Source organism: Dactylosporangium sp. CA-139114, assembly GCF_050955725.1.
GTDB lineage: Bacteria > Actinomycetota > Actinomycetes > Mycobacteriales > Micromonosporaceae > Dactylosporangium.
On sequence record NZ_CP192080.1, the window covers coordinates 839297 to 864395 of the forward strand.

Consider the following 25099-nt stretch of genomic DNA (forward strand, 5'->3'; position numbering starts at 1 on the left):
TTGCCTGGGCCTGTGCCGGGCACACGCAGCGCCCTGGCCGGGCCGGCCTGGCGCAGCGCGCCAGGCCGGCCGTGGCCTCGCGAATCTGGACCTCGCCTCGGCTCGACATGGCCGACAGTCCAGCGCCTTTGCGCGTCCGCCGCCCGGCCAGACCCGGCCCCGCATGAGCCGAACCCGGGTCGGCGCATCGGCGACGGCGGTCCCAAGTCCTACAGCAACGTCAGCTGTTCGGGCTCGGGCCCCCGCTGCGGCTTGGCCTTCGTCCCGGCCGAGCCCCTTCGATCCGTGCCGGTCGATCCCCTCCGAGCCGCGCCGCCCGGGCCCATCCGGCCCGTGTCGGTCGAGTCCGTCCGCGTCGTGCCGCCCGGGCCCATCCGGCCCGTGCCGGTCGAGTCCGTCCGGCCCGTGTCGGTCGAGTCCGTCCGCGTCGTGTCGGTCGAGCTCATCCGGCCCGTGTCGGTGGAGTCCGTCCGCGTCGTGCTGGTCGAGTCTGTCCGGGTCGAGCCGATCCCGCCCGTGTGCATCCCGTGCCGGCGGGCCGCGAGCCGGACCCGGGCCGCCACCTCGCGCTGGTACGACTGCGGCGCATACGACCCGTCCCCGAACAGCTCCCGATACCGCGGCCCCAGCTCCGGGTGCTCGCGCAGCAGCCAGGCGCGATACCACTCGCGGGCGCCGGGGCGCAAGTGCAGGGCCAGCGGGACGATGCTCGCCGCGCCCGCCGCGGACAGGGCCGCCACCGTCGCGTCGATCGACTCCTGGGTGTCGGTCAGGCCGGGCAGGATCGGGGCCATGAGGACGCCCACCTCGAAGCCGCTGTCGGACAGCCGCCGGATCGTGTCCAGCCGGCGGCGCGGGCTCGGGGTGCCGGGCTCGACCGCGCGCCAGTGGGCCTCGTCGACGAAGCCGACCGACATGGACAGGCTCACCGAGGTGACCGTGGCCGCCTCCCGCAGCAGGTCGAGGTCGCGGGTGATCAGCGTGCCCTTGGTGAGGATCGAGAACGGGTTCGCGTGGTCGCGCAGGGCGGCCAGGATGTCGCGCATGAGCCGGTAGCGCCCCTCGGCCCGCTGGTAGACGTCGACGTTGGTGCCCATCGCGACGTGGGCGCCCGACCAGGAACGGGCCGACAGCTCGCGGCGCAGCACCTCGCCCGCGTTGACCTTGACCACGATCTGCGAGTCGAAGTCGTGCCCGGCGTCGAGGTCGAGATAGGTGTGCGTGTGCCGGGCGAAGCAGTTGTGGCTCACGACCCCGTTGGCGATGAAGTCACCGGTGCCGGTCGTGATGTCGAACATCGGCACGTCCACGCCCAGCGCCTCGACGGCGGCCACGCGCAGGGAGTCGTCGCCGCGCACCTGCTCGCCGGCCGGGGAGCCGACCGCTCGGGCCGGGCCGAAGCGCAGGCCGAAGCGGACCCGCTCGCGGGGGCCGCCGAGCACGCGGACGCCCTCGAACGGATCGTCGGCGGCGACGGCGAACCCGGCCCGCTCCAGGCACTCGGCGAGCCAGTCGGCGACGACCTTGTCGACCACGTCGAAGCGGGGCAGGCCGCCGGCGAGGGAGCCGGTCGCGTCGAACAGGCCGGCGACGAAGCCGAGGCGCCACGCGGGCTCGGGCGCGTCCGGCCAGCCCAGCACGGCGCTGGCGTCGCGCACGCTCGCCCCGGCGAACTCGCGCGAGTCGTTGGTCAGTGCGTGCAGCCCCCCGCAGGCCGCCGCGTAGTCGTGCGCGCGCCGCCGCACCCCGTCCGGCACCGGGGAGGCGTGGCCGTCGCCGTTGACGAAGCCGCAGAGGTAGCCGCGCCGGTAGGCGGCCTCGTCCACCGGCGGGGCGGGCGGCAGCGCGCCGAACCCGGCGAGCCGGTTGGCGGTGGTCAGGTGGGGCCGGCGGCTGCGCCCGTGGCGCGCCCCGGTCACGTGCTTCCAGCCGCGGTCGGTGAGGAAGCGGTGCTCGCCCGAGGCGACCAGCGTGGTGCCGTCGGCGAGGGTGACCCGGTGCGCGGGCTTGACGGTCTGCCAGTGCGCGAGGACGCGGGTCGTCGTGTAGCGGCGCAGCCGCCCGTCACGCACCGTGCCGACGATCTCGTCGCCGACCTTCAGCCGCGCCAGCGGCCGGCTGGTGCCGTCGGCCATGAGGATCGCGGTGTCGCCGGTCAGGCAGTAGACGCAGGCGTGCGAGCACCCGCGATAGGGGTTGACGGTCCACTGGAACGGCACCCGGGACGAGCCCGGCACCTTGTTGATCAGCGACTTGGCCTGGACCTCGTAGAACGTGACGCCGCGGAACTCCGGTGTGTCGAAGGTCCGGGCGACGGCCCCGGGCAGCGCGAGCGGTAGCGCTCGTGGCCGCCCGGGGTCTCCGGTGCCAGGACCGCCAGTCGCCTTGAGGTTGTCCCATCGCACGAGTTCATTCGAACACGCGTTCTAACGGGATGCAAGGCGATTGGATGGGTCACTACCATGGGTCATGACTTGGTGACGGAGTCGTTCTCCTCGGCGGCCTCCGCAGCCGCCTGGGCCTCGGCGACCTTCGCCTTGACCTCGGTCATGTCGAGGTCGCGGGCCTGCTGGATCAACGACTCGAGGGCCTGCTGCGGCAGGGCGCCGGGCTCGGAATACAGCGCTACGCCGTCCCGCACGATCATCAGCGTCGGAATCGAACGGATGTTGAACTCGGCGGCAAGCACCTGCTCCGCCTCGGTGTCCACCTTGCCGAAGGTGATGTCGGGGTTGAGCTCGGACACGCGCTCGTACACCGGCGCGAACGTGCGACACGGCCCGCACCAGGAAGCCCAGAAGTCGACGAGCGTGATGCCCTCCCCGCCGATCTTCTCGGCGAAGTTCTCCGCGGTCAGCTCTACGGTTGCCATGCTGCTTCAGCTCCGATCCCTCAGGGCGTCTCGGGTATGCACCGTCATAACCAGCTACCCCTTACCGGCATTCCCAACCGATCCGAGGGATGATGGTCACGTGGCTGCGACCGACCGCCCGGTCTTCGTCTTCGACGGTGACTGTGCCTTTTGTTCATCATGCGCCCGCTTCATCGAGCGGCGCATCAGGCCCGCCGCGGACGTGCTCGCGTGGCAGTTCGCGGACCTCGCCGAGCTGGGTCTGACCGAGGAGCAGGTGAGCTCGGCGGTCTGCTACGTCGCCCCCGGACGGGTGAGCGCCGGCCCGGTCGCCATCGCCGACCTGCTGCGCCGGGCCGGGCTCGGCTGGCGCGCGGCGGGGGCGGTGCTGGGGCTGCGCCCGATCGCGGCGCTGGCCTGGCCGGTCTACCGCTGGGTCGCCCGCAACCGCCACCGCATGCCCGGCGGCACCGCGGCCTGCGCCCTGCCGCCGGATCACCCCGCGCGAGCGAAAGCCTAGGAGCCCGGGAGCATGCCCGGCGGCACCGCGGCCTGCGCCCTGCCCCCGGATCACCCCGCGCGAGCGAAAGCCTAAGAGTCCGGGAGCATGCCCGGCGGCACCGCGGCCTGCGCCCTGCCCCCGGATCACCCCGCGCGAGCGAAAGCCTAAGAGTCCGGGAAGGCGAGGGCGAAGCACTCCTCGACCAGGGCGTTCAAGTCCTCGCCGGGGTTGAGGGCCCAGCGCGTCAGCGCCGTGTCGAAGGCCGCGAACGCCACCGCCACCAGGATCGACGGGCGGAGGTCGGCCGACGGGTCGACGGCCATGCGGCGGGCCAGCTCGGCGGTCAGGGTCTGCTTCCAGGCGGTCTGGCGCTCCAGGTAGCGGCCCAGCAGCGCCGGCGTCTCCACCGTCACGCGGGCCAGGCGGCTCGACTTCTCCGGGTGCTCCCAGAACTTGTCGGTGAAGACGCGCAGCGCCTGGCGGACCGCCTCGGCCGGGGGCTCCGACGCCGGGCGGGAGTGCAGGGCCGCGCTCAGGCTGCGGCCCAGGTCGCTCAGAAACTCGATGATGACGTCTTCCTTGGACGGGAAGTAGCGGAAGAACGTCCGGCGCGACACGCCCGCGGCCGCGGCCATCTGGTCGATCGTCGTCTCCTCGAAGCCGTGGAAGGCGACCAGCTTCAGGGCGGCCTCGGCCAGCTCGTCCCGGACGAGCTGGCGCTTGCGTTCCACGAGGCTCACCCGAGCATCGTACGACTCCGTGGGCAACTTTGGCATGCAGGAGCTTAATTGGCACTAAGTGCCACCAGTGCATCGTAGGACTCATGCGGCTGCCGGCGACGAACCTCCAGCTCAGCGGGCCGACCGGGGCGCTGCGCGGTTCATGCGCATGGGCAACGCGGTGTTCGCGATGCCGGCCGCGCAGGGGGCGCTCAACATCCTCTACGCGGCCACCGAGCCCCGGGCCGAGCGCGGGCAGTTCATCGGGCCGGACCGGTGGCGGGAGATGCGCGGCTGGCCCAGCGTCGTGCGGCCCGACCCGAAGGCCACCGACGCGGCCGACGCCGAGCGGCTCTGGGCCTTGTCGCAGCAGCTCACGGACGTGCAACTTTCAGGTGCTGACCTGCGTCGATAGCGCGAATACGCGGTCTTGCTTTCCGGATGGCGGGCGCCGCTGGGTTCAATCCCAGCACGCCAGTCGCCAGGGAGGAAGATCGATGCGACAGAGGAAGAAGTGGCTGAGCGCGCTCGCGGCCGTGGGCATGGCCGCGGCCGCCGCGCTCGGGGTCGCCATACAGCAGCCGTCCGCGCACGCCGCCGGGGCGTACAACTACGCCGAGGCGCTGCAGAAGTCGATCTGGTTCTACGAGGCCCAGCAGTCCGGGCCGAAGCCGTCGTGGAACCGCGTGAACTGGCGCGGCAACTCCGCGATGAACGACGGCTCCGACGTCGGGCTCAACCTCACCGGCGGCTGGTTCGACGCCGGCGACCACGTGAAGTTCGGCTTCCCGATGGCGTTCTCGACCACGATGCTGGCCTGGGGCGCGGTCGAGTACCGCGACGCCTACGCCCGCTCGGGCCAGCTGACCAACCTGGTCAACAACCTGAAGTTCGTCAACGACTACTTCATCAAGGCGCACCCGAGCGCCAACGTCCTCTACGGACAGATCGGCAGCGGCAACCCGGACCACGCCTGGTGGGGGCCGGCCGAGGTGATGCCGATGGCGCGCCCGTCGTACAAGATCGACGCGACCTGCGGCGGCTCCGACCTGGCCGGTGAGACCGCCGCCGCGATGGCCGCCTCCTCGATCGTGATCCGCCCGACCGACTCCGCCTACGCGGACACCCTGGTCACGCACGCGAAGCAGCTGTACACCTTCGCCGACACGGTCCGCAAGAAGTACTCGGACTGCATCACCGACGCCGCGAGCTACTACAACTCGTGGAGCGGCTACAACGACGAGCTCGTGTGGGGCGCGATCTGGCTGTACCGCGCCACGAACGACGCGAGCTACCTCGCCAAGGCCGAGAGCGGCTACGACAACCTGAGCAACGAGAACCAGACCACCACGAAGTCGTACCGCTGGACGATCGCCTGGGACGACAAGTCGTACGGCTGCTACGTCCTGCTGGCCAAGCTCACCGGCAAGCAGAAGTACATCGACGACGCCAACCGCTGGCTGGACTACTGGACCGTGGGCGTCAACGGCGCCAAGGTGCCGACGTCCCCCGGCGGCGAGGCCGTCCTCGACAGCTGGGGGTCGCTGCGCTACGCCGCCAACACCTCCTTCGTCGCGTTCGTCTACAGCGACTACCTCACGGACGCGACCCGCAAGGCGCGCTACCACGACTTCGGCGTCCGCCAGATCAACTACATCCTCGGCGACAACCCGCGCAGTTCGAGCTACATGATCGGCTTCGGGGCCAACCCGCCGAAGAACCCGCACCACCGCACCGCGCACGGCTCCTGGAGCGACAACATCAACGAGCCCGCGCAGTCCCGGCACACGCTCTACGGCGCGCTGGTCGGCGGTCCCGCGGCGCCGAACGACGCCTACACGGACAGCCGCAACGACTACACGATGAACGAGGTCGCCACCGACTACAACGCCGGGTTCACCAGCGCCCTGGCCCGCATGTACGGCGAGTACGGCGGCACCGCGCTCGCGAACTTCCCGGTCGCGGAGACCCCGGACGGGCCCGAGATGTACATCGAGTCCTCCATCAACACCCCGGGCACGAACTTCACCGAGGTCAAGGCCCTGGTCTACAACAAGTCGGCGTGGCCGGCCCGGGCCCTGACCCAGGGCTCCTTCCGCTACTACTTCACCCTCGACGGCGCCACCACGCCGAGCCAGATCTCGCTGACGAGCGCCTACAACCAGTGCTCGGCGCCGACCGGTCCGACGCTGGTCAGCGGCAGCACGTACTACGTGACCGTGAGCTGCGCCGGGCAGAACATCGCCCCGGCCGGGCAGTCCGCGTGGCGGCGTGAGGTGCAGTTCCGCATCACGAGCGCCGGCTCCTGGGACCCGTCGAACGACTGGTCGCTGCCGGCCGGCACCACCCAGGCCGCGAACAGCCACATGACGCTGTTCGACGGCACCACGAAGGTCTGGGGCGACGCGCCCGGCTCGGGGCCCGCCGACACCACGGCGCCGAGCGCGCCGGGCAGGCCGTCGTTCACGAACGTCACCGCGACCGGGGCCACCGCGACCTGGGCCGCGTCCACGGACAACGTCGGGGTGGCGAGCTACAGCGTGTACAACGGCGGCACCCTGGTGGGGACCAGCGCCACGACGTCGCTGGCGATCACCGGGCTGACCCCGTCGACCGCGTACTCGTTCACCGTCGTCGCGCTCGACGCGGCCGGCAACGCCTCGAGCGCCTCGCCGGCCGGCACGGTCACGACCTCGGCCCAGACCGGGGACGTCACCCCGCCGACCAAGCCCGGCACGCCGACGGCCTCGGGCATCACCGCCTCGGGGGTGACGCTGACCTGGGCGGCGTCCACGGACGCGGTCGGCGTCACCGGCTACGACGTGCTGCGCCTCGGTGGCACGGCGGGTCCGGTGGTCGTGGCCACCACGACCGGTACGACCGCCAACGTCACCGGACTCAGCGCGAACACCGCGTATCAGTTCGCGGTGCGGGCCAGGGACGCGGCCGGGAACCTCTCCACCACGTCCGACCCGGTGTCGGTGACCACGACCGGGGGCTCGACGGGCAAGTCCTGCTCGGCCACGTACAAGGTCACCAACCAGTGGGGCGACGGCTTCAACGGCGAGGTGACGGTGACGAACACCGGCTCCACGGCGCTGACGGGCTGGACGGTCGCGTTCACGTTCCCGGGCAACCAGAAGATCAGCAACGGCTGGTCGGGCGTGTGGACCCAGTCGGGCGCGGCGGTCACGGTGGCCAACGCCGACTGGAACGGCACCCTCGCCCCCGCGGCCTCGGTCGCGCCGGGCTTCGGGGCGAGCTACTCGGGGACGAACGCGGCCCCGGCCACGCTCACCTGCACGGCGCGCTGAGCCGATAGATCACGATGTCGCCGGCGGACCAGGCGTAGGAGGCCTGGTCCGCCAGGCGCGGCGACTCCCGGCCCTGCGCGCGGTCGACGAGGATCCAGCCGACCCGCTGCTCGCGCAGCCAGCGCAGCCGGGCCGGGGTCGGCTCGTAGATGGCCAGGTCGTTCGCCCGCAGGCGGGCCGGGTCCCAGTAGTCCAGGGCCGGGCCGACGCCGTGGCGGGCGGCCTGGATCGCGTTGGACTCGGGGGAGTAGCCCCAGCTGCCCAGCAGGACCCGGCGCTCGGAGTAGGCCGAGATCCAGTACGCCAGGCTCTGGCGGCCCTGCTCGCCGGAGCCGACGCGGTGGACGTTCGTGGCGATGTACTCGTCCGGTGCGCTGTGCGCGCGCAGCCAGCGGGCGCCGGCGGCCTGGTCGGGGGTGACGCGTACGTGGTAGGCGGTGCCGAGGTTGGCGTGGTGCACGGCGTCGTAGGGCAGCCCGGCGGCGCCCGCGAACAGCACGACGACCAGCGCGGCGGGCTTCGAGCGCGTGGCCGCCGCCACGAGCAGCGTCAGCGCGGCGAAGGCGTAGACCGGGACCACCGGGTTGGTGCGCGGGACGGTCGCGCTCCAGGCCGCGACCGCCACGCCGGCGGCCCCGAGCAGGCCGGCGAGCGGGACCCGGCGCACCCCGGCCGCGGACAGGATCGCGCCGAACGGGAAGCCGGCGATCGCGAAGAAGTGCTGGCCCCAGGAGTTGTGCCAGATCAGCACGGTCGCGGCGAAGCCCGCCAGCGCGGCGCCGGCCAGGAAGCGCTCGACGGGGCCCCACGGGCGCGCCACGAACAGCGCCCCGGCCAGGCGGAATCCCATCGCGACGGCGTAGGCGCCCAGGCCGGCCGCGATCACCACCGGGCGGCCGTGCGCGAAGTCGGCCATGATGCCGAAGGGCGCCCAGGTCAGGCCGCCGCCCTCGGAGCCGTACAGGAGCAGCACGGCGAGCCCGGTCACCCCCGCGAGCACCAGCGACGGCCGCCACGCCCGGCGCGGTCCGGCGCAGACGAGCCCGGCCAGCGCGACGGGCAGCACCGTCGACTTCGCGCCCGCGACGCCGGCCGCCAGCACGGTGAGCAGCAGCCAGGTGCGCGTCGTGTGCTCGCGTCGCAGGATCTGCGCGAGCACGGCGATCAGGGGCATGGACAGCGCCGAGGCGTACAGCACGGAGCGGCTCGACCAGGAGTAGTAGGCGGTGATCGTGCCGAAGAAGGCGGGCGCCCGGGCGGGCAGGACGGCCTCGCCCACGCAGTACATCAGGGCCGCCGCGATCGGACCGGCCCACGCGCGCCCGGTGACCCGCCAGGCGGCCACGGCGAGCAGGACGACCGCGAGGACGGCCAGCGCCGGCAGGTCGAGCCGGAACCACAGCACCGGCAGGTCGACGCCGGTCAGGCGGCCCGCGGCGGCGAGGTGCGCGTAGGCGAACCAGTGGTACGGCAGCGGCTCGTCGCCGAGCTCGGGGACGGCCAGCGGGAAGTGGTGGCGCAGGTCGGCGGCGACCGCGAGCAGGTTGAGCTGGTCGATCATGTAGTCGGCCGGGCGGCCGGTCGGCACCGGGGGGTTCACGCGCAGGAAGGCCCAGGTGAGGTACGCCACGAAGCCCATCGCCACCGCGGCGACCGACCAGGACCAGCCGCGGGTGGGCCGGTGCGGGTATGCGGGGGTGCGCAGGTGGCGGCGCAGGAGGATGACCGTCAGGATCGGCCAGGCCCACCAGATCGGGCGGGCGGCGGTCTCGGCGACGAGCCCGACGACGGTGCCGAAGGAGAGGTCCTCGACCAGGCTGTGCGGGGTGCGGCGCAGTGCGCGGTAGATCAGCGTGCCGGGGAGGACCACAGCGGCGCCGACGTAGGCGTAATATCGCCCGATATCGGAAATGTCGGTTTTGAGGGCTATCAGCATCGCGGTCACGGCGGCGGCTACGGTGAGCGCCGGGAGCCAGCGGGTCACGCCCGGTTGAACGGTGCGGACCGGGGTTCAGTTGCGCGTTTTGAGCCGCTCCATCGCGCGCTTGCGGGCCGGGGACTCGATCCACTCGATCGGCACCGCGCGCAGCAGGCGGCCCGCGATCCGGGCGTTCACCGAGGTCACCAGGTCGGTCGCGGGCAGCCCGGGCAGCCCGTAGAGCCGGCGCGCCCAGGCCGGCAGCAGGCCGATGGCCAGCGCCGAGACGCTGAACGCGGCCCCGCGCACCGGCGTCAGCCCGAGCCCCCACGGCAGCGGCGGCATGGTGAGGAAGATGCCGGTCGCGGCCGAGTCCGCGGTCAGCTCCAGCTTGGGCCGCATCGCGGCGTAGTAGGCCTCGACGGCCGCCACCGAGTCGGGGACCGTCGCCGGGTCGAGGCCGACCAGCGCCGCGGTGCGGGTCTGCTCGCGGAAGTACTCGTCGGACTCCTCCGGGGAGAGCCGGAGCCCGCCGCGCACGACCGCGCTCAGGAACGACTCGACCTCGGTGACGTGCACCCACCGCAGCAGCTCGGGCTCGTCGACGCGGAAACGCTCGCCGGTGCGCCGGTCGACGGCGGTCATCCGGGCGTGCAGCGCGCGGACGCGGCGACCGGCGCGCTCGGCCTCCTCCGTGGTGCCGTAGATCACGGTGGTCACGTAGGTCGAGGTGCGGGCCAGGCGGCCCCAGGGGTCCTGGCGGTACCGGCTGTTCTGCTCGACCCCGGCGACCGCGCGCGGGTGCAGGGCCTGCAGGTAGAGGCTGCGCAGCCCGCCCACGGTGACCATCGGCTCCCGGTGCACCCGCCAGGTGACCGAGTCCGGACCGAAGAGGCCGTGGTCGCTCACAGCGCCGTTTCTTCGGCCCGCTTGAGCTGGCACGCCGGGCACAGCCCCCAGAATGTGACCTCGGCCTCATCCAGCACGAAGCCGTGGGCCTGCGACGGGGTCAGGCAGGGCGCCTCGCCGACCGCGCAGTCCACGTCGGCGATCTCGCCGCAGCCGCGGCACACCACGTGGTGGTGGTTGTCGCCGACCCGTGACTCGTATCGCGCCGGGCTCCCGGCGGGCTCGATCCGCCGGGCCAGCCCGGCCCGGGACAGCGCGCTGAGCACGTCATACACCGCCTGGGTCGAGACCGTGTCGAGGCGCCGGCGCACCCGGGCCGCGATCTGCTCGACGTCGAGATGGCCGCGGGACTGCTCGAGGACCTCCAGCACGGCCAGCCGGGGTCGCGTCACTCGCAGACCCCGGGCGCGCAGCAGATCTTCACCCGACACGCTTCCATGAGACCACGCAGCCTGGAACCGTTCAAATGTTTCCGGACTCTTGAACCCCGTGACTCGCCCGCGGGTACGCCCCGGCGGGGAGGATCCGTATCAGAAGGAGGCTTCGTGTTCGATCGTGTAGCCGGTATTCCGGCCCACCCGCTGTTCATCCACGCGGCGGTCGTGCTGGTGCCGTTGCTGGCGCTGGTCGCGGTCCTCTACGGGGTGTGGCCCGCGAGTCGCCGGCACATCCGCTGGCCGCTCGTGGCGTTGGCGATCCTGGCTCCGGGCTCGGTCTTCTTCGCCAAGGAGTCCGGGGAGTCGTTCAGCGCCAACAAGGCGTTCCAGTCGCCGCAGATGCGAGCGGCGATCGAGCACCACGAGGAGTACGCGGACACGCTGTTCTGGGTGATCCTCGGGCTGGCGATCGTGGCCCTGGTCATGGCCTTCATGATCCCGGCGAACCGCGACGGCGCGGCGAGGATCAAGGCTCCGGTCGCGGCGCACTACGCGGCCGCCGGGCTGTCGGTGGTGCTGGCGGCCGCCGCGGCGTTCTACGTGTACAAGACCGGCGACTCCGGCGCCAAGATGGTCTGGGACGGCTTCTAGAACAGCGCTTCTAGAACAGGGCGCGGCCGCAGAGGATCAGGAGCACGACCACCAGCACGGCCCCGGCGAAGATGCCCATGCCCTTCGTCAGGATCGTGGCCGCCTGCTCCTCGCGGTCGACGCGCTCGTCGTCCTGGGGCGGCAGCGTGCGCGGCGGGGCGGGTGGCTCGACCACGGGGGGCCGCCAGCCGTGCGGCGGCGGGGTGGTGCGCGGGGCGCCGGTGTAGGGGACGCTGCGGGGCCCGGGCGGCGCGGGAGGGGGCGCGGCCTCGGTGCCCTCGGCGGGGCGTCGCCAGTACGCGTCGTCGCTCACGCCTCGACAGTACCCATCACCGGGGCGAACCGACCGGCTCACCCCGGTGATGGGCGCCGGGGTCAGTCGTTGCCGAGTTCGCGCAGTTCGGCCAGGGACATCGGGCGGGTGGCGTCCGGGTCCGGCTGGTCCGTGTGCTGCTGCAGGCGCAGCGTCTCCTGCTCGTCGGCGAAGGGGTCGACGGGCTCGGGGGTGGGTTGTGTCATGCCGCCGAGTGTGACCTGTGCACCCCGGAGGCGACTGTCGTCATTCGGCCACTTTCCGGCAAACTCGCGGGAGTAGTCTCGCTGCCGTGGCTGGTACGAACGGGTGGGCGCCCACCGATGAGCAGCGCGAAGTGAGCTTCGCGGACTTCGCCGACGAACTGGTCGTGCTCCCGGATCACACGACCGACGACACCGACTCGGGCTGGGGCGAGCGCGCGGCGACGAACGACGACCGCCTGCTCTCCGACCGGCCGCCGCACTGGGGCTAGGCGCCCGTTCGTGACCGGGCGCGAGCGAGGCGCCCCGCCGCGGTCATGAACCAGGCCTTCGGACACGCGGCAACGCCGGACACGCGGCAACCCCCGGGCTCGCGCGCGGGCCGGGCGTCGCCGCGTCCGGGGATCAGGACGAAGCGGACGAACTGCCGGAAGACGACGAGGTCGTGCTGCTGGCCGGCTTCGACTCGGTCTTGGTCTCCGTCTTCGTGGTCGTCGACTCGCTCTTCGTCTCGCTCTTGGAAGACTCGGTCTTCGTGGACGTCGAGGACGAGGACTTGCCCGAGTTGCGGGAGTCGGTGCGGTAGAAGCCCGAGCCCTTGAACACCACGCCCACCGCCGAGAACTGCTTGCGCAGCCGGCCCTGGCACTGCGGGCACTCGGTCAGCGGCTCGTCGTTGAACGACTGCACAGCTTCGAGCTGGTGGCCGCACACCGTGCAGGCGTACTGGTAGGTAGGCACCGCTCAGCCTCCATCATTGGCACTCTGATACTTCGAGTGCCAATGATGCTCTATCGCACACCCCTTCGTCCAATGGACGTGCGCGGTGTCATAACCCAGCAACGCTCCGCAGACGTGCTGGTCATGCGGTTCGGCCGGGAGCCGCGGCCGCCATTCGCCGGGGTAGAGCAGCACGATCGAGGGGGCCGTGGCCCGGCGCAGGGCCCGGTCGTAGGAGCCGCCGCCCTGACCGAGCCGGGTGCCGTCCTCGGCAACGGCCAGCCCCGGCAGCAGGAGCAGGTCCGCCCGGCCGATCGCGTCCGGGCCCAGCCGCGGGCCGGTCGGCTCGCGCATGCCGCGGCGGCCCTCGGTCAGGGCCCCGTCGTACGGCGCCCAGTCCAGGTCGTCGTCGTCGAGCAGGACGGGCAGCAGGAGTCGCTCGGCCACCCGGGCCAGGGCGGCGACCAGCTGCGGGCCGCCCGGCTCGAACGCCATCGGCACGTAGGCGGCCACGGTCCGGGCGCCTGACTCCGGTACCAGATCCATCACCGCGGCCACCAGGGAACGGTCCGCGTTCGCCCGATCGGCGGCCGGCATGGCGCGGCGGACGGACCGGATGTGCGCTCGGAGCTCGGTTTTGGGGGACACCCCAGGCAGCACCACTCGATTCCTCCCGATCTGTGACAGCATCGCATCATGACGCTGCGGGCGCGCCTCACCGCCGCCTTCCTCGCGGTCGTCCTGGGCCCGGTGCTGCTCGGCGCCGTGTTCGTCGGCATCGCCGTGGCCACCGTCAGCGACCAGCGTGCCTCCGAGCGGCTCGGCGCCGGCGCCGACAACCTGCGGGCCGCCCTCGCCGTCACCTGCCAGCGGCTGCTGCTCGCGGCCGAGACCGCCGCACTGCTCGGTGACCGCCCGGACGCGGCCCAGACCGCCGTCGGACGCGGCCTGGCCCGCACGGTCGAGGTGACCGGCCCCGACGGCGGCGTGCTGGCCACCGCGGGCGACCTGCCGCCCCGGCCCTGGGCCGACTGCGCCGCGCCGACCGGCAGCGCGTTCGCCGCGATCGCCGCCTCCGTCGACGTGCTCGACGTCAACGGGCGGCGGGCCGGGCGGGCGTACGCGGTCGAGCCCGTCGACTCCACCCTGCTGGGCCGGCTCGCCTCGGCCAGCGGGGTGCGCGTCAGCTCGCTCGCCCCGGGGCCGCCCCCCACCGCCGAGGACGGCGCCATCGCCGAGCTCGCCCGCGGGCTGGTGCCGGGCGCGACCGGCACCACCGACGGCGGCCGGCTCGTGCGCCGGCTCGATCCGCAGCCGGGCCAGCCGCTCACCCTGGCCGTGAGCGTGCCCGCCCCGGACGTGCAGGGCCTCTACGCGGTGCTCGTCGCCGTCGTCGTCTGCGCGGGCCTGGTCGCGATCAGCGTCGCCTGGTGGCTGGCCCGCTCGACCACACAGCCGCTCACCGAGCTCGCCCAGGCCGTCGAGCGGGTCGCGGACGGCGACCTCGGCGCCCGGGTGCCCGTGCGCAGCCAGGACGAGGTGGGGCGGCTCGGGCAGACGTTCAACCGCATGACGCGGGAGATGCAGGGATACGTCCAGGCCCTCACCGCCAGCCGCGACCAGCTCCGCGGCCAGCTCGGCGTGCTCGGCGACACCCTCGCCGGCACGCACGACCTCGACCGCATCCTCCAGGTGATCCTGCAGACCGCGACGGCCGCGACCGGCGCGCAGGCCGGGGTCGTGCTCATGGCCGACCCGGCCGGCGTCGAGCTGCGCGGCCAGGTCGCCGAGGGCCTGACGTCGATCCCGGGCGGCATCGACGTGACCGAGCTGCGGCTCTCGCCGGGTGAGGGGCTGCTCGGCACGGTCGCCGCGTCCGGGGAGCCGATGCGGGGGCGCGTCGACCGCGACGGGCCCGTGCTCTCGGCGAACGAGCCGCGGTGCGTGACCTACGTGGCGGTGCCCATCGCCGCCCCCGCGGCCGGCCCGACCACCGGGCTGGAGCCCTCGACCGAGCGCCCCCCGGCCGCCCGCGGCGTGCTCGCCCTCTACGACCGGCACGGCTTCGACGAGTTCGACGACGCCGACCTGGTGACATTGCGCACCTTCGCCGGGCAGGCGGCCGTCGCCGTCGACAACGTCCGGGTGCACGAGGAGGCTCAGCGGCTCTCCCTCACCGACCCGCTGACCGGCCTGTCCAACTACCGCTACCTGCGCGAGTCGCTGCGCCGGGAGGTCGAGCGGGCCAGCCGCTTCGGCCGCGACCTGGCCGTGCTCGCCCTCGACCTGGACCACTTCAAGGAGGTCAACGACGGCTACGGCCACGCCGCGGGCGACGCGGTGCTGGCGGAGTTCGCGCGGCGGCTGCGCGCCGAGATCCGCGAGGTCGACTTCGCCTTCCGCCAGGGCGGCGAGGAGTTCGTGGTGCTCCTGCCGGAGACGGACGCGGCCGGCGCGGCCACGCTCGCCGAGCGGCTCGGCGCGGCCGTGCGGCGCAGCCCGGTGCTCGTCGTGTCGGCCTCGGGCGCCCCGGCGCCGCGTCGGATTCCCGTCACCGTATCGATCGGCATCGCAGTGTTCCCGCACCACGGCGCGACCGGGGCGGCGGTGCTCGAGGCGGCCGACGACGCCCTGTACGCGGCCAAGGCCGGCGGGCGGGACACGTATCGGCTGGCGGCGGGTGGCGGCGGCGTGAAGGCGAGCGCCGAGGTGACGCCCGGCGCGCCAAAGGCGTCGCAACCACCGCGACAGAGCCGCGGCGGCTAGCCTGCTTACATGCCTGACACGACTCCTCACCAGTCCGCGACGCGTCAGCGGGCTGTCAAAGCCGTGATCCCGGCGGCGGGGCTAGCCACCCGCTTCCTCCCGGCAACCAAGGCCGTCCCCAAGGAGCTCCTGCCGGTGGTCGACCGGCCCGTGCTCCAGTACATCGTCGAGGAGGCGGCCGCCGCCGGCATCAGGGACATCCTCCTGGTGACCGGCCGCGGCAAGACCTCGATGGTCGACCACTTCGACCGCCGCCCCGACCTCGAGGCCCGCCTCATCGAGAAGGGCGACACCAAGCGCCTGGAGGCGATCAAGCGCCCGGCCGAGCTCGCCGAGATCTACACCTGCCGCCAGGCCGAACCCCTCGGGCTGGGCCACGCGGTGTCGTACGGCGAGTCCCACGTCGGCCCCGAGCCCTTCGCGGTGCTGCTGGGCGACGAGTTCTGCGACGAGGCGGAACCCCTCCTGCCGGCCATGCTCGACCTGCAGGCCCAGACCGGCGGCATCGTGCTCGCCTTCATCGAGGTCGACCCCGAGGAGACCAACCGCTACGGCATCGCCGCCGTGGAGCCCTGCGACCTCAAGGTCGACGCCGGCGAGACGGTGAAGGTCACCGCGCTGGTCGAGAAGCCGAAGCCGGAAGTGGCCCCGAGCAACCTCGCCATCGTCGGGCGGTACGTGCTGCCCGCCGAGATCTTCGACGCGATCCGCCGCATCGGCCCCGGGGCCGGCGGCGAGATCCAGCTCACCGACGCCATGGCGCTGCTGCTGGCGGAGGGCACCCCGGTGCACGGGATCGTCTACCGGGGCACCCGGTACGACACCGGCATGCCCCTGGGGTACTTGCAGACGGTCGTCCAGCTCGCGGTGCAGCGCGACGACCTCGGTCCGGCGTTCAGCCAGTGGCTGACCCAGTTCGTGGAGAAGGATCTGCGCGGGTGACAGCGGTTCCAGCGACGGGCTCCCACCACGACGCGGCGCGGGACGCCGGCGTCGGGTCGAACGCGCGCGTCCCCCTCGCCGACTATCTCGCCGGCGTGCTCCGTGGGCTGCGCCCGTTGCCCCCGCTGGACCTCGAGATCACCGCGGCGCACGGCAATGTGCTCGCCGAGGACGTGGTCGGGCCGGGCCCCGTGCCCGCGTTCGACCACGCCGCCATCGACGGCTACGCCGCGCGCTTCGACGACATCAGCGACGCTCAGCCGGGCCGGCCGGTCCGGCTCAGCGTCGTCGGCGACCTGGTGGCCTCGAGCTGGCGCCCGGTCCGCCTCACCCCGGGCACCTGCTTCTCGGTCGCGGCCGGCGCGCTCATGCCGGTCTCCGCCGACGTGGTGGTCCCGCCGGGGATGACCGACCAGGGGATGGCCGCGGTCGAGGTGTACCACCCGACGAAGCGCGGCCACGGGGTGCGCCGCGCCGGCGACGAGCTGCCGGCCGGGGCGATCCTGGCCCGGGCCGGGGCCTACGTGACCCCGCCGCTGGTCTCGGTGCTGGCCGCGAGCGGCATCGGGCACGTCGTGGTCCGCCCCAGCCCGCGCGTCGTGGTCATCGCGACCGGGGACGAGCTCGTCGACGTCGGCCGGGCCAGCCAGCCGGGCCAGGTCGTCGACGCCAACTCGCACGCGCTGACCGCGGCCGCCGCGGAGGCGGGTGCGCACGCGTACCGCGTCGGCATCTGCGACGACGACCCCGAGGGGCTGCGCGGCCTGCTCGACGACCAGATGCTGCGGGCCGACCTCATCATCACCACCGGCGGCACGGGCACCGGCCCCGGCGACATGGTGCGCCGGATCCTCTCGCGCACCGTGGTCTTCTCCGATCTTTCGGTGTACCCGTGCAGCTCTCTCGGCTACGGAACGGTCGGCGGCCCCAACGGGGTGCCGATCGTCTGCCTGCCCGGCGACCCGGGCGCGGCCCTCATCGGCTTCGAGGTGCTCGCCCGCCCGGTCATCCAGCTGCTGGCCGGGGCCGATCCGGTGTTCCGCCCGAGCGTGCGCGCCCACCTGCTGGAGACGGTCAACTCGCCCTCCGGGATGCGCGAGTTCCGGCCCGCGTACATCACCGAGCGCCGCGGTGGCGGGTACACTGTCGCTCCGCTCGCCGGTGGCCCGTACACCCTCTCCGGCCTGGCCGACGCCAACGGCCTCATGGTGCTGGGGGAGAAGGTCATCAGCGCGGCCGCGGGCTCCACGGTGGACGTCATACTCTTGGATAGGCGGCGATGAGTCAGCCCGGTTGGCCCGCGGTCCTCAAGGACGGTCCGGTCACGTTGCGGCCGTATCGGCGATCCGACGCGCGCACGTGGTCCGAGGTGCGCCGGGCGAACGAGCAGTGGCTGGGCAAGTGGGAGCCGACGCCGTACGGCACCTGGCACGACCTGAACTCCGTGGCCGCCTTCCGGGCCGTCCACGCCGACCTGCGCCGGGCCGCGCGCCACGGCACCGCGATGCCGTTCGCGGTCTGCTACGAGGACCGGCTCGTCGGGCAGCTGACGCTCGGCAACATCGTGCGGCGGGCGTTCTGCTCGGGCTACGCCGGCTACTGGGTCGACTCCCGCGCCGCCGGCCGGGGCATCATCCCCACCGCGCTCGCCCTGGTCGTCGACCACGCCTTCGCCGTCGGCGGGCTGCACCGCATCGAGGTCAACATCCGCCCCGACAATGCCGCGAGCCGGCGGGTCGTGGAGAAGCTGGGCTTCCGGCAGGAGGCCTACCACCACCGGTACCTGCACATCGACGGCGACTGGCGCGACCACCTCGGCTACGCGATGACCACCGAGGATCTCGCCGGCGAGGGCGGGCTGCTGGCCCGCTGGCACAAGACCCTCGCCGCGACTTAGACATTTCGGTCTTTTCGGACAAATCCGATTTGCCCTTTCGGGCGTTTCCTCCTGCGTGTTGACGTGGTACCGGCCCCGGCGCGTCGTAAGGTCATGAATCGGAGTTACCGCGTTGTAACTTCCACAGACTTGGATGACTCGCGCGCCTGGGGGGACCGGCGCACGAGGCTGGAACAGGAGGGGTGAGGGTGCCGACCTCGGTGCTCCTCGCCGTCCTCGCCGCTGCTGGGCTCCTCGCCCTGGCGCCCGCACTGGTGCGCCGATACGACGCAACAGAGCGGCTGGTGGCGGAGCGGGCGTTGTCGACCGCGCGGGTGCTGTCCCGCGCCGATCGACGCCGCCGCACCGTGCCCGGCCGCCGCCCGGTCAACCCGCCGCGGCTGCTCGTCCCGCGGGTCACCTCGGCCGCCGGCCCGCTGCCCGCCCCGCGCCTGACGACCGTGTCACCGGCCGCCCGCCGCCGGGTCCAGCGGGCCCCGCGCGCGATCTACCGCCGCCGCCGGGTGCTGCTCGCGCTCGTGCTGCTGAACCTCGCCGAGGTGTGCGGGATCACGCTCGTGAGCCCCGGCTTCTGGGTGAGCTTCGCCGTGACCGGCGGACTGCTCGTCTACTACCTCGCGCACCTGCGCACCCGGGCCCTGCGCGACCGCCGGCGGCGGCGTGAGGAGGCGCGGTACGCGGCCTGGATCGCCCGCCGCCAGGCCCTGGTCCGCCGCGAGCAGTCGCGCCGCGCCGCCGCTCGCCGCGAGGCCCTGGCCCGTCAGCTGGCCGAACGCGACCGCGCGCGGCGGGAAGCGGCCCGCTTGAACGCCTTGCGCGGCCGCCCCTACGACACGCGGGCATCGGGACAGTGAACCCGTTCGCAATCCCTCTCCACGACCTGTTAGTCTTAGCGCCGGTCCGCTTCACCGGGACCGATTGGGGTTGTGGCGCAGTCTGGTAGCGCACCTCGTTCGCATCGAGGGGGTCAGGGGTTCGAGTCCCCTCAACTCCACCAATAGGCCCAGCCTGTTCACAGGTTGGGCCTGTTCGCGTTTGTGGTGGAGTTGGTTTCTCGCGCTCGCTTCGCTCGCTCCCCGGTGGGGGCTTCGCCACCCACACCCCCATGGTCGGGGCTTGCGGTTCGTCGTTCGGTCGCGGTCTGTGGTGGCTCGGCTTGGCTCTTGCTTGCTTCGCTCGCTCCCCGGTGGGGGCTTCGCCACCCACACCCCCATGGTCGGGGCTTGCGGTTCGTCGTTGGGTCGCGGTCTGTGGTGGCTCGGCTTGGCTCTTGCTTGCTTCGCTCGCTCCCCGGTGGGGGCTTCGCCACCCACACCCCCATGGTCGGGGCTTGCGGTTCGTCGTTGGGTCGCGGTCTGTGGTGGCTCGGCTTGGCTCTTGCTTGCTTCGCTCGCTCCCCGGTGGGGGCTTCGCCACCCACACCCCCATGGTCGGGGCTTGCGGTTCGTCGTTGGGTCGCGGTCTGTGGTGGCTCGGCTTGGCTCTTGCTTGCTTCGCTCGCTCCCCGGTGGGGGCTTCGCCACCCACACCCCCATGGTCGGGGCTTGCGGTTCGTCGTTCGGTCGCGGTCTGTGGGTGGCTCGGCTTGGCTCTTGCTGCTTCGCTCGCTCCCCGGTGGGGGCTTCGCCACCCACACCCCCATGGTCGGGGCTTGCGGTTCGTCGTTGGGTCGCGGTCTGTGGTGGCTCGGCTTGGCTCTTGCTTGCTTCGCTCGCTCCCAGTGGAGGGCTTCGCCGCCCACGGCCCCGGTAACGGGGTCCGGGTTCGCGGGGTGGGTGGGGGGTTACTCAGGGTGGTTGGGTTGATTGGGAGAGGGCTGGGTGACCTGGCGGCTCCGGCAGCGTACTGTGAGCCAGTCTCGTAACCGATTGCTGGAGTCCTCCGTGAAGCTCTCCATCCTGATGCCGGTGTACAACGAAGAGGCCCGGCTGCCTGACGCGTTGAAGCAGGCCCTTGCCGTTGACTATCCGTGCGAGATCGAGCTCGTGGTCGTCGACGACGGCAGCAAGGACGGAACGGCGCAGATCCTGGCCTCGGCGGACGACAGCCGGCTCCGGCCGATCACGCATCCGCGCAACCAGGGCAAGGGCGCGGCGATCAAGACGGCCGTGGCCGAGGCGACCGGGGATTACATGGTCATCCTCGACGCCGACCTGGAGTACGACCCCAACGATATTCCGCGGCTGCTCGACCCCGTGCTCGACGGGCGCGCCGAGGTCGTCTACGGCAACCGGACGTTCGGGTCGCACAGCTCGTTCTCGTTCTGGTACGTGATGGGCAACAAGGCCGTCACGACCGCCGCGAACATGCTCTACAACTGCTACCTGTCGGACCTTGAGACGTGCTTCAAGCTGATGCCGCTGCCGCTGTACCGCTCGCTGGCGGTCAAGTCGAAGGGCTTCGGCATGGAGGCCGAGGTCACCGGCAAGCTGCTGCGCCGCAAGGTGCGCCCGTTCGAGGTGCCGATCAGCTACGCCGCCCGCTCGCGGGAAGAGGGCAAGAAGATCACCGCGATGGACGGGGTCGAGGCGCTCTGGATTCTGCTCAAGGAGCGGATCCGCAAACCCCCGAAGAACATCTGACGACAGCGTCCGGCGGTCGGGGTGCACCGACCGCCGTCGATCAGTAGCTCAGCGCTGGTCGATGTGCGGTATTCAGCCGCATGACTCGCTATTCGTACGGCAAAGTCTGACCGATCGATGGAGCCGGGAACCCCCGGCTCTGAGGATCATGGCCCCGTTGTGACCCATCCCTCGTCCTTTCGGATCAGGGTCCACTTCAACGGGGAGTTCAGCCAGTGACTGAATCGCGCCTTCCCAGGCGCACCTCGATGACCCGGATCGCGGTCATCAGTGCGGTCGCCTCGGCCCTCGTCGCCGCCGGAACCACCGCGGCGTTCGCGGCGCCCGAGAAGCAAGGCACGGCCGGCCCGGCCGGCAAGAAGACACCGTCCCACGAGCTCGACTTCACCTCCGACGTCTCCGGCCAGAAGGTCAAGGCGCCGACGGTGTCGGGCAAGTTCCGTTCCGGCGGCGCCGGAGCGGTCGCGAACGACTACATCGTCGTGCTCAAGAACGGCAAGGCGACCCAGGACCAGGTGACCGCCAGCGCCGCGGCGCTCACCAAGGCCCACAACGGCAAGGTCGGCAAGGTCTGGTCGAAGTCGGTCCACGGCTTCACCACCACCATGTCGGAGGCCGACGCCCGCAAGCTCTCCACCGAAGCGGACGTCGCCTACGTCGAGCAGAACACCCGCATCCAGCGGGCCGACGTCCAGAACACCTGGCCGAGCGTGCAGGACTGGAACCTCTGGGGGCTCGACCGGATCGACCAGGCGTTCCAGCCGCTCGACCACCGCTACACCTACCCCGCCGCGGGCAGCGGCGTCACGGTGTACGTGATCGACTCGGGCGTCAACGCGGGGCACTCGGAGTTCGCGGGCAACCCCGGCTTCAAGCACCCCTGGTCGGCCGTGTGGAAGGACGACCAGAAGGCCGAGTGCGGCACCCCCGCCGCCGGGGCCGACGACAACGGCCACGGCACCTTCGTGGCCGGTGAGATCGCCGGATCGACGTACGGCGTGGCCAAGCGGGTGGCGATCGAGTCCGTCAAGGTGCTCGACTGCAACGGCAACGGCTACGCCGACCAGCTCATCGCCGGCATCAACTACGTGACGGAGAACGCGGTCAAGCCGGCCGTGGCCAACGTCAGCATCGGCAGCAGGACCACGAGCCAGGCCGTCGACGACGCCATGCGGGCGTCGATCGCCAGCGGCATCACCTACGCGGTGGCCGCGAACAACGACAACGTCGACGCCTGCACGCAGTCCCCGTCGCGGGTGCAGGAGGCGATCGTCGTCGGGGCCACCGACGAGACCGACTTCCGTGCGTCGTTCTCGAACTACGGCCCGTGCGTCGACCTGTTCGCGCCCGGGGCGCGTATCCAGTCGGCGTACTACGACCTCTCCCAGGGGTCGCAGTCCGCGTTCGCCAGCGGCACCTCGATGGCGGCGCCGCTCGTCGCGGGTGACGCGGCCCTGCTGCTGCAGGCCCACCCGGACTGGACCCCGGCCCAGGTGCAGGCGGCGATCCTCAAGGCGGGCGTGAGCGGGACGGTCCACGCGGCCGGCCCCGGATCGCCCACCAAGCTGCTGCGCGTCGGCGAGCCCGCCGCGGTCACCTCGCAGCAGTTCGGCCTGCGGGCCCGCGCCAACGGGCTCGTCGTGACGGCGGAGAGCGCCGGCAACCAGCCGATGACCGCGAACCGCTTCAACACGGGCGCCTGGGAGGGCATCACCGTCGTGGACGCCGGCGGCGGCCTCGTCGGCCTGCTGTCCAGCGCCAGCAACAAGTACATCACCGCCGAGTCCGGCGGCGCGGCCCCGCTGATCGCCAACCGGGCGAGCATCGGGGCGTGGGAGAAGTTCAGGCTGGTCAACAACGCCGACGGCAGCGTGAGCTTCAAAGCGGAGGTCAACGGCAAGTTCGTCGCCGCCGACCTCAACAACGGCGGCAAGCTCATCGCCAACCGCGACGCCGCCGGCCCGTGGGAGACGTTCGACTTCGCCGGCGCGGCCACCACGGTGGTCCTGTGGGCGAACGCCAACGGCTACTTCGTCACGGCGGAGAGCGGCGGCAACTCGCCGCTGATCGCCAACCGCGGGTCGATCGGGCAGTGGGAGCAGTTCGACGTCGTGGACGGGGGCGGCTACGCCGCGTTCGTCGCGCACGCGAACAACAAGCTCGTGACCGCGGACCTCAACAACGGCGGCAAGCTCATCGCGAACCGCACGGCGATCGGGGCCTGGGAGCGGTTCTCGCCCAACGCCGCGGGCGTCTTCGTCTCGGGCTTCTACGCCAACGCGAACGGCCGGTACGTCACGGCGGATCTCAACAACGCCGGGACGCTGACCGCCAACCGCACCGCCGTCGGGGCCTGGGAGGTCTTCCAGGTCATCAACGTCGGCGAGGTGTTCTGACCCGTCACCACGGACTCCCCCCGCCCGGTCGGCCGACCGGGCGGGGGGAGTTTCGTCTGTGCGCGGCGTACGGTGGCGCGGTGAGCTTCGGTCAACCCGTCGCGTCCCTGGAGATCCAGGTCGCGTTGTCCTGGGCCGTCCGCCGGGCGCTGGAGTCGCGCGAGCCGAGCGTCAGCGCCGAGCGGGCCGCCGACGCGATGCTGCGCATGCTCGGCGCGGACGAGGTGCGCTGGCAGATGCTGCCGGGCTGGGGCGCCTCCGGCGAGAGCGTGCCGGTCGCGCAGGAGGACGAGGTCGAGGCCACGCTCCGGCTCGCGCAGTGGCGGGCCCGCCGGGAGCTGCGCCGCTCGGCCGCCGACCCGCTGCCGGAGTGGGACCCGCGGGTGCGCGTCGGGCTCGGCCGGGCCCTCGCGGCCGCCGCCGAGGCGCCCTCGATCCGCTGCGTGGGCTTCCGGCTGTTCCTGCGCGCGCTGCTGGTGGAGTGCGCCTCGCCGGGGGAGTGGAGCGAGTTCATCCGCCGCTTCCACCTGCGCCCCGACGAGGAGTTCCTGCTCGACGGCACGCCCCCGGTCAGCTCGGCCTCGGCGTTTCTCAAGCCGGTCCGCAAGGGCGACCCGGTGCTCTCGGCGCTGGCCGCGCCGGCGGTGCTGCGGGGCGAGGCCGTGCAGCAGGCCGTGCGCGGCGGCTGCGCGCTGGTCGGGCAGGCGCACGCGGTGATGGCCGTCTGCGCGCTGGACCACCTGATGGCGATCACCCGGGTCCGGCTCGCCGACGACGCCGTCGCGACGAACGGGGGCGCCCGGGCGCTGGCCGAGCTGGGCGTGACGTATCCGGACGTCAAGAACTTCGCGATGGACCTCTCGCCCGGCCCGGCCGAGATCCCGCGCGAGGACAAGGCCTGGCGGGCCGGGCGGGGCGACCCGCCGTTCGGGGCCGACCTCTACCACGCCGCGGGCGAGGCCTCCCGGCTCGCGAGCGAGCTCGGGCACCGGTACGCCGGCTCGTCCCACCTGCTCTTCGCGATCGCCTCGGACGCGACCGGCCCCGGGGCGCAGATGCTGCGGGCGTACGGCGCCGACCCGTCCACCCTGGCGATGCGCCTGGGCCGCGAGCTGGCGCCCTGACCGGATCGCGGCGCTCGGCGGGGCGGGTCGGTAGGCTTCCACGGTGACCGGGCGACTGCTGGCCATCAGCGACCTCCACGTCGGCTACGCCGAGAACCGCGCGCTCGTCGAGCAGATGCGGCCCACGCACCCCGACGACTGGCTCATCGTGGCCGGCGACGTGGCCGAGCGGTTCGCGGACGTCACGTGGGCCTTGCGCACGCTCAGCGAGCGGTTCGCGAAGGTCATCTGGGCGCCGGGCAACCACGAGCTGTGGACGCCGCGGAACGACCCCGAGCAGTCGCGCGGGGTGGCGCGGTACGACCGGCTCGTCGACGCGTGCCGCGAGCTCGGCGTGCTCACCCCCGAGGACCCGTACGCGCGGTGGGAGGACCGCCTCGCGATCGCCCCGCTCTTCGTGCTGTACGACTACTCGTTCTGGCCCAAGGGCGCGACCTCGACCGACGAGGCCCTGCGGATGGCGCACGCGGCCGGGATCGTGGGCACCGACGAGGCCCTCCTGCACCCCGACCCCTACCCCGGGCGGGCCGAGTGGTGCGCGGCCCGGCTCGAGCACACCGAGGCCCGGCTGGCCGCGATCGACGGCCCCACCGTGCTGGTCAACCACTTCCCGATCGTGCGCGAGCCGACGGATGTGCTGTGGTACCCCGAGTTCGCGCTCTGGTGCGGCACGACCCGCACGCGCGACTGGCCCACCCGCTTCAACGCCGAGGTCGTGGTCTACGGCCACCTGCACATCCCGCGCACCACGTGGCACGACGGCGTCCGGCACGAGGAGGTCTCGGTCGGGTACCCCCGCGAATGGAGCAAACGGGCCGCCCCTCCGGCTCGGCTCCGCCCGGTTTTGACCCCTGCAACCTAGAACGGCGTAGAACGTCGCCGGGGCCCCCCGGCCGGCCCGGATTCGGCGATGAT

At 72.6% G+C, this 25099-nt stretch carries 24 protein-coding genes and 1 tRNA gene; 15 read left to right on the forward strand and 10 right to left on the reverse strand.

Annotated elements, in window-relative coordinates; genetic code table 11:
• Positions 1-209: 209 nt before the first annotated feature.
• Together ACQP2P_RS03885 and trxA are read right to left on the reverse strand one after the other, a co-directional pair.
• Positions 210-2405 (reverse strand): intein-containing Rv2578c family radical SAM protein, encoded by a 2196-nt coding sequence (locus tag ACQP2P_RS03885; RefSeq protein WP_433613340.1) that lies wholly within the window; start codon positions 2403-2405, stop codon positions 210-212.
• A gap of 62 nt (positions 2406-2467) precedes the next feature.
• Positions 2468-2872 carry a thioredoxin gene (gene trxA, locus ACQP2P_RS03890; protein WP_433613342.1) on the reverse strand — a complete coding sequence of 135 codons (405 nt, stop codon included), beginning with the start codon at positions 2870-2872 and terminating at the stop codon, positions 2468-2470.
• A gap of 100 nt (positions 2873-2972) precedes the next feature.
• Between trxA and ACQP2P_RS03895 the strand changes: the two genes are divergently transcribed.
• On the forward strand, positions 2973-3371 hold the full coding sequence (locus ACQP2P_RS03895; RefSeq protein ID WP_433613344.1) for a thiol-disulfide oxidoreductase DCC family protein: 399 nt from the start codon (positions 2973-2975) through the stop codon (positions 3369-3371).
• Between the two features lie 146 nt (positions 3372-3517).
• Here the strand turns inward: ACQP2P_RS03895 and ACQP2P_RS03900 are convergent, their stop codons facing one another.
• On the reverse strand, positions 3518-4093 hold the full coding sequence (locus ACQP2P_RS03900; protein WP_433613346.1) for a TetR family transcriptional regulator: 576 nt from the start codon (positions 4091-4093) through the stop codon (positions 3518-3520).
• 148 nt (positions 4094-4241) lie between these two features.
• Between ACQP2P_RS03900 and ACQP2P_RS03905 the strand changes: the two genes are divergently transcribed.
• Complete coding sequence (locus tag ACQP2P_RS03905; RefSeq protein ID WP_433613348.1) at positions 4242-4487, forward strand: hypothetical protein; 246 nt, start codon at positions 4242-4244, stop codon at positions 4485-4487.
• Positions 4488-4569: 82 nt separating this feature from the next.
• Positions 4570-7386, forward strand: coding sequence for a glycoside hydrolase family 9 protein (locus ACQP2P_RS03910; protein ID WP_433613350.1), 2817 nt, complete (start codon positions 4570-4572; stop codon positions 7384-7386).
• Here the strand turns inward: ACQP2P_RS03910 and ACQP2P_RS03915 are convergent.
• Genes ACQP2P_RS03915 through ACQP2P_RS03925 form a run of 3 tightly spaced genes read right to left on the reverse strand, consistent with a single transcriptional unit; the run spans position 7367 to position 10644 of the window.
• Complete coding sequence (locus ACQP2P_RS03915) at positions 7367-9370, reverse strand: hypothetical protein (protein ID WP_433613352.1); 2004 nt, start codon at positions 9368-9370, stop codon at positions 7367-7369. The genes ACQP2P_RS03910 and ACQP2P_RS03915 overlap by 20 nt on opposite strands.
• Positions 9371-9397: 27 nt before the next feature.
• Positions 9398-10153, reverse strand: coding sequence for an oxygenase MpaB family protein (locus tag ACQP2P_RS03920; protein WP_433618958.1), 756 nt, complete (start codon positions 10151-10153; stop codon positions 9398-9400).
• A gap of 56 nt (positions 10154-10209) precedes the next feature.
• Positions 10210-10644, reverse strand: a complete 435-nt coding sequence (locus ACQP2P_RS03925; protein ID WP_433613354.1) for a Fur family transcriptional regulator — start codon at positions 10642-10644, stop codon at positions 10210-10212.
• A 114-nt stretch (positions 10645-10758) separates the two neighbouring features.
• Between ACQP2P_RS03925 and ACQP2P_RS03930 the strand changes: the two genes are divergently transcribed.
• Positions 10759-11241, forward strand: a complete 483-nt coding sequence (locus ACQP2P_RS03930) for a DUF2231 domain-containing protein (protein ID WP_433613356.1) — start codon at positions 10759-10761, stop codon at positions 11239-11241.
• Between the two features lie 10 nt (positions 11242-11251).
• Here the strand turns inward: ACQP2P_RS03930 and ACQP2P_RS03935 are convergent, their stop codons facing one another.
• Both ACQP2P_RS03935 and ACQP2P_RS03940 read right to left on the reverse strand, forming a co-directional pair.
• Positions 11252-11554 (reverse strand): translation initiation factor 2, encoded by a 303-nt coding sequence (locus ACQP2P_RS03935; protein ID WP_433613358.1) that lies wholly within the window; start codon positions 11552-11554, stop codon positions 11252-11254.
• A 62-nt stretch (positions 11555-11616) separates the two neighbouring features.
• Positions 11617-11760, reverse strand: coding sequence for a hypothetical protein (locus ACQP2P_RS03940; RefSeq protein ID WP_433083132.1), 144 nt, complete (start codon positions 11758-11760; stop codon positions 11617-11619).
• An 86-nt stretch (positions 11761-11846) separates the two neighbouring features.
• On the opposite strand from ACQP2P_RS03940, the gene ACQP2P_RS03945 reads away from it, so the two are divergent.
• Positions 11847-12029, forward strand: coding sequence for a hypothetical protein (locus ACQP2P_RS03945; protein ID WP_433613360.1), 183 nt, complete (start codon positions 11847-11849; stop codon positions 12027-12029).
• 133 nt (positions 12030-12162) lie between these two features.
• Here ACQP2P_RS03945 and ACQP2P_RS03950 read toward each other — a convergent pair whose 3' ends face one another.
• Together ACQP2P_RS03950 and ACQP2P_RS03955 are read right to left on the reverse strand one after the other, a co-directional pair.
• The gene (locus tag ACQP2P_RS03950; RefSeq protein ID WP_433613362.1) at positions 12163-12498 is read right to left on the reverse strand and encodes an FmdB family zinc ribbon protein; all 336 of its coding nucleotides are present in this window, start codon (positions 12496-12498) and stop codon (positions 12163-12165) included.
• 3 nt (positions 12499-12501) lie between these two features.
• On the reverse strand, positions 12502-13167 hold the full coding sequence (locus tag ACQP2P_RS03955) for a 5-formyltetrahydrofolate cyclo-ligase (protein ID WP_433613364.1): 666 nt from the start codon (positions 13165-13167) through the stop codon (positions 12502-12504).
• 6 nt (positions 13168-13173) lie between these two features.
• Here ACQP2P_RS03955 and ACQP2P_RS03960 point away from each other — a divergent pair, with 6 nt between their 5' ends.
• The 10 genes from ACQP2P_RS03960 to ACQP2P_RS04005 all read left to right on the forward strand — a co-directional run bounded on the left by ACQP2P_RS03960 (position 13174) and on the right by ACQP2P_RS04005 (position 25046).
• The gene (locus tag ACQP2P_RS03960; protein WP_433613366.1) at positions 13174-15243 is read left to right on the forward strand and encodes a diguanylate cyclase; all 2070 of its coding nucleotides are present in this window, start codon (positions 13174-13176) and stop codon (positions 15241-15243) included.
• Positions 15244-15252: 9 nt separating this feature from the next.
• Positions 15253-16185: a UTP--glucose-1-phosphate uridylyltransferase gene (locus ACQP2P_RS03965; RefSeq protein WP_433613368.1), complete on the forward strand. Its 933-nt coding sequence runs from the start codon at positions 15253-15255 to the stop codon at positions 16183-16185.
• Complete coding sequence (locus ACQP2P_RS03970; protein ID WP_433613370.1) at positions 16182-17468, forward strand: molybdopterin molybdotransferase MoeA; 1287 nt, start codon at positions 16182-16184, stop codon at positions 17466-17468. The genes ACQP2P_RS03965 and ACQP2P_RS03970 overlap by 4 nt, the downstream gene beginning before the upstream one ends.
• Complete coding sequence (locus ACQP2P_RS03975) at positions 17465-18082, forward strand: GNAT family N-acetyltransferase (RefSeq protein ID WP_433613372.1); 618 nt, start codon at positions 17465-17467, stop codon at positions 18080-18082. Before ACQP2P_RS03970 ends, ACQP2P_RS03975 begins: the two co-directional genes overlap by 4 nt.
• A gap of 182 nt (positions 18083-18264) precedes the next feature.
• On the forward strand, positions 18265-18936 hold the full coding sequence (sepX, locus tag ACQP2P_RS03980) for a divisome protein SepX/GlpR (RefSeq protein WP_433613374.1): 672 nt from the start codon (positions 18265-18267) through the stop codon (positions 18934-18936).
• A gap of 66 nt (positions 18937-19002) precedes the next feature.
• Positions 19003-19079 (forward strand) — tRNA-Ala (locus ACQP2P_RS03985).
• Between the two features lie 886 nt (positions 19080-19965).
• A complete protein-coding gene (locus tag ACQP2P_RS03990) occupies positions 19966-20664 on the forward strand; it encodes a glycosyltransferase family 2 protein (protein WP_433613376.1) in 699 nt (232 codons plus the stop codon).
• 215 nt (positions 20665-20879) lie between these two features.
• Positions 20880-23060: a S8 family serine peptidase gene (locus ACQP2P_RS03995; protein ID WP_433613378.1), complete on the forward strand. Its 2181-nt coding sequence runs from the start codon at positions 20880-20882 to the stop codon at positions 23058-23060.
• A gap of 80 nt (positions 23061-23140) precedes the next feature.
• Positions 23141-24184, forward strand: coding sequence for a Clp protease N-terminal domain-containing protein (locus tag ACQP2P_RS04000; protein ID WP_433613380.1), 1044 nt, complete (start codon positions 23141-23143; stop codon positions 24182-24184).
• A gap of 43 nt (positions 24185-24227) precedes the next feature.
• Positions 24228-25046 (forward strand): metallophosphoesterase family protein, encoded by an 819-nt coding sequence (locus ACQP2P_RS04005; protein WP_433613382.1) that lies wholly within the window; start codon positions 24228-24230, stop codon positions 25044-25046.
• Positions 25047-25099: the final 53 nt, after the last annotated feature.

Coding starts and splice junctions, on each gene's coding strand:
- trxA (WP_433613342.1), bottom strand. CDS start 2,872: ATGGCAACCGTAGAGCTGACCGCGGAGAACTTCGCCGAGAAGATCGGC.
- ACQP2P_RS03955 (WP_433613364.1), bottom strand. CDS start 13,167: ATGCTGTCACAGATCGGGAGGAATCGAGTGGTGCTGCCTGGGGTGTCC.
- ACQP2P_RS03975 (WP_433613372.1), top strand. CDS start 17,465: ATGAGTCAGCCCGGTTGGCCCGCGGTCCTCAAGGACGGTCCGGTCACG.
- ACQP2P_RS03920 (WP_433618958.1), bottom strand. CDS start 10,153: ATGGTCACCGTGGGCGGGCTGCGCAGCCTCTACCTGCAGGCCCTGCAC.
- ACQP2P_RS03905 (WP_433613348.1), top strand. CDS start 4,242: ATGGGCAACGCGGTGTTCGCGATGCCGGCCGCGCAGGGGGCGCTCAAC.
- ACQP2P_RS03910 (WP_433613350.1), top strand. CDS start 4,570: ATGCGACAGAGGAAGAAGTGGCTGAGCGCGCTCGCGGCCGTGGGCATG.
- ACQP2P_RS03965 (WP_433613368.1), top strand. CDS start 15,253: ATGCCTGACACGACTCCTCACCAGTCCGCGACGCGTCAGCGGGCTGTC.
- ACQP2P_RS03960 (WP_433613366.1), top strand. CDS start 13,174: ATGACGCTGCGGGCGCGCCTCACCGCCGCCTTCCTCGCGGTCGTCCTG.
- ACQP2P_RS03940 (WP_433083132.1), bottom strand. CDS start 11,760: ATGACACAACCCACCCCCGAGCCCGTCGACCCCTTCGCCGACGAGCAG.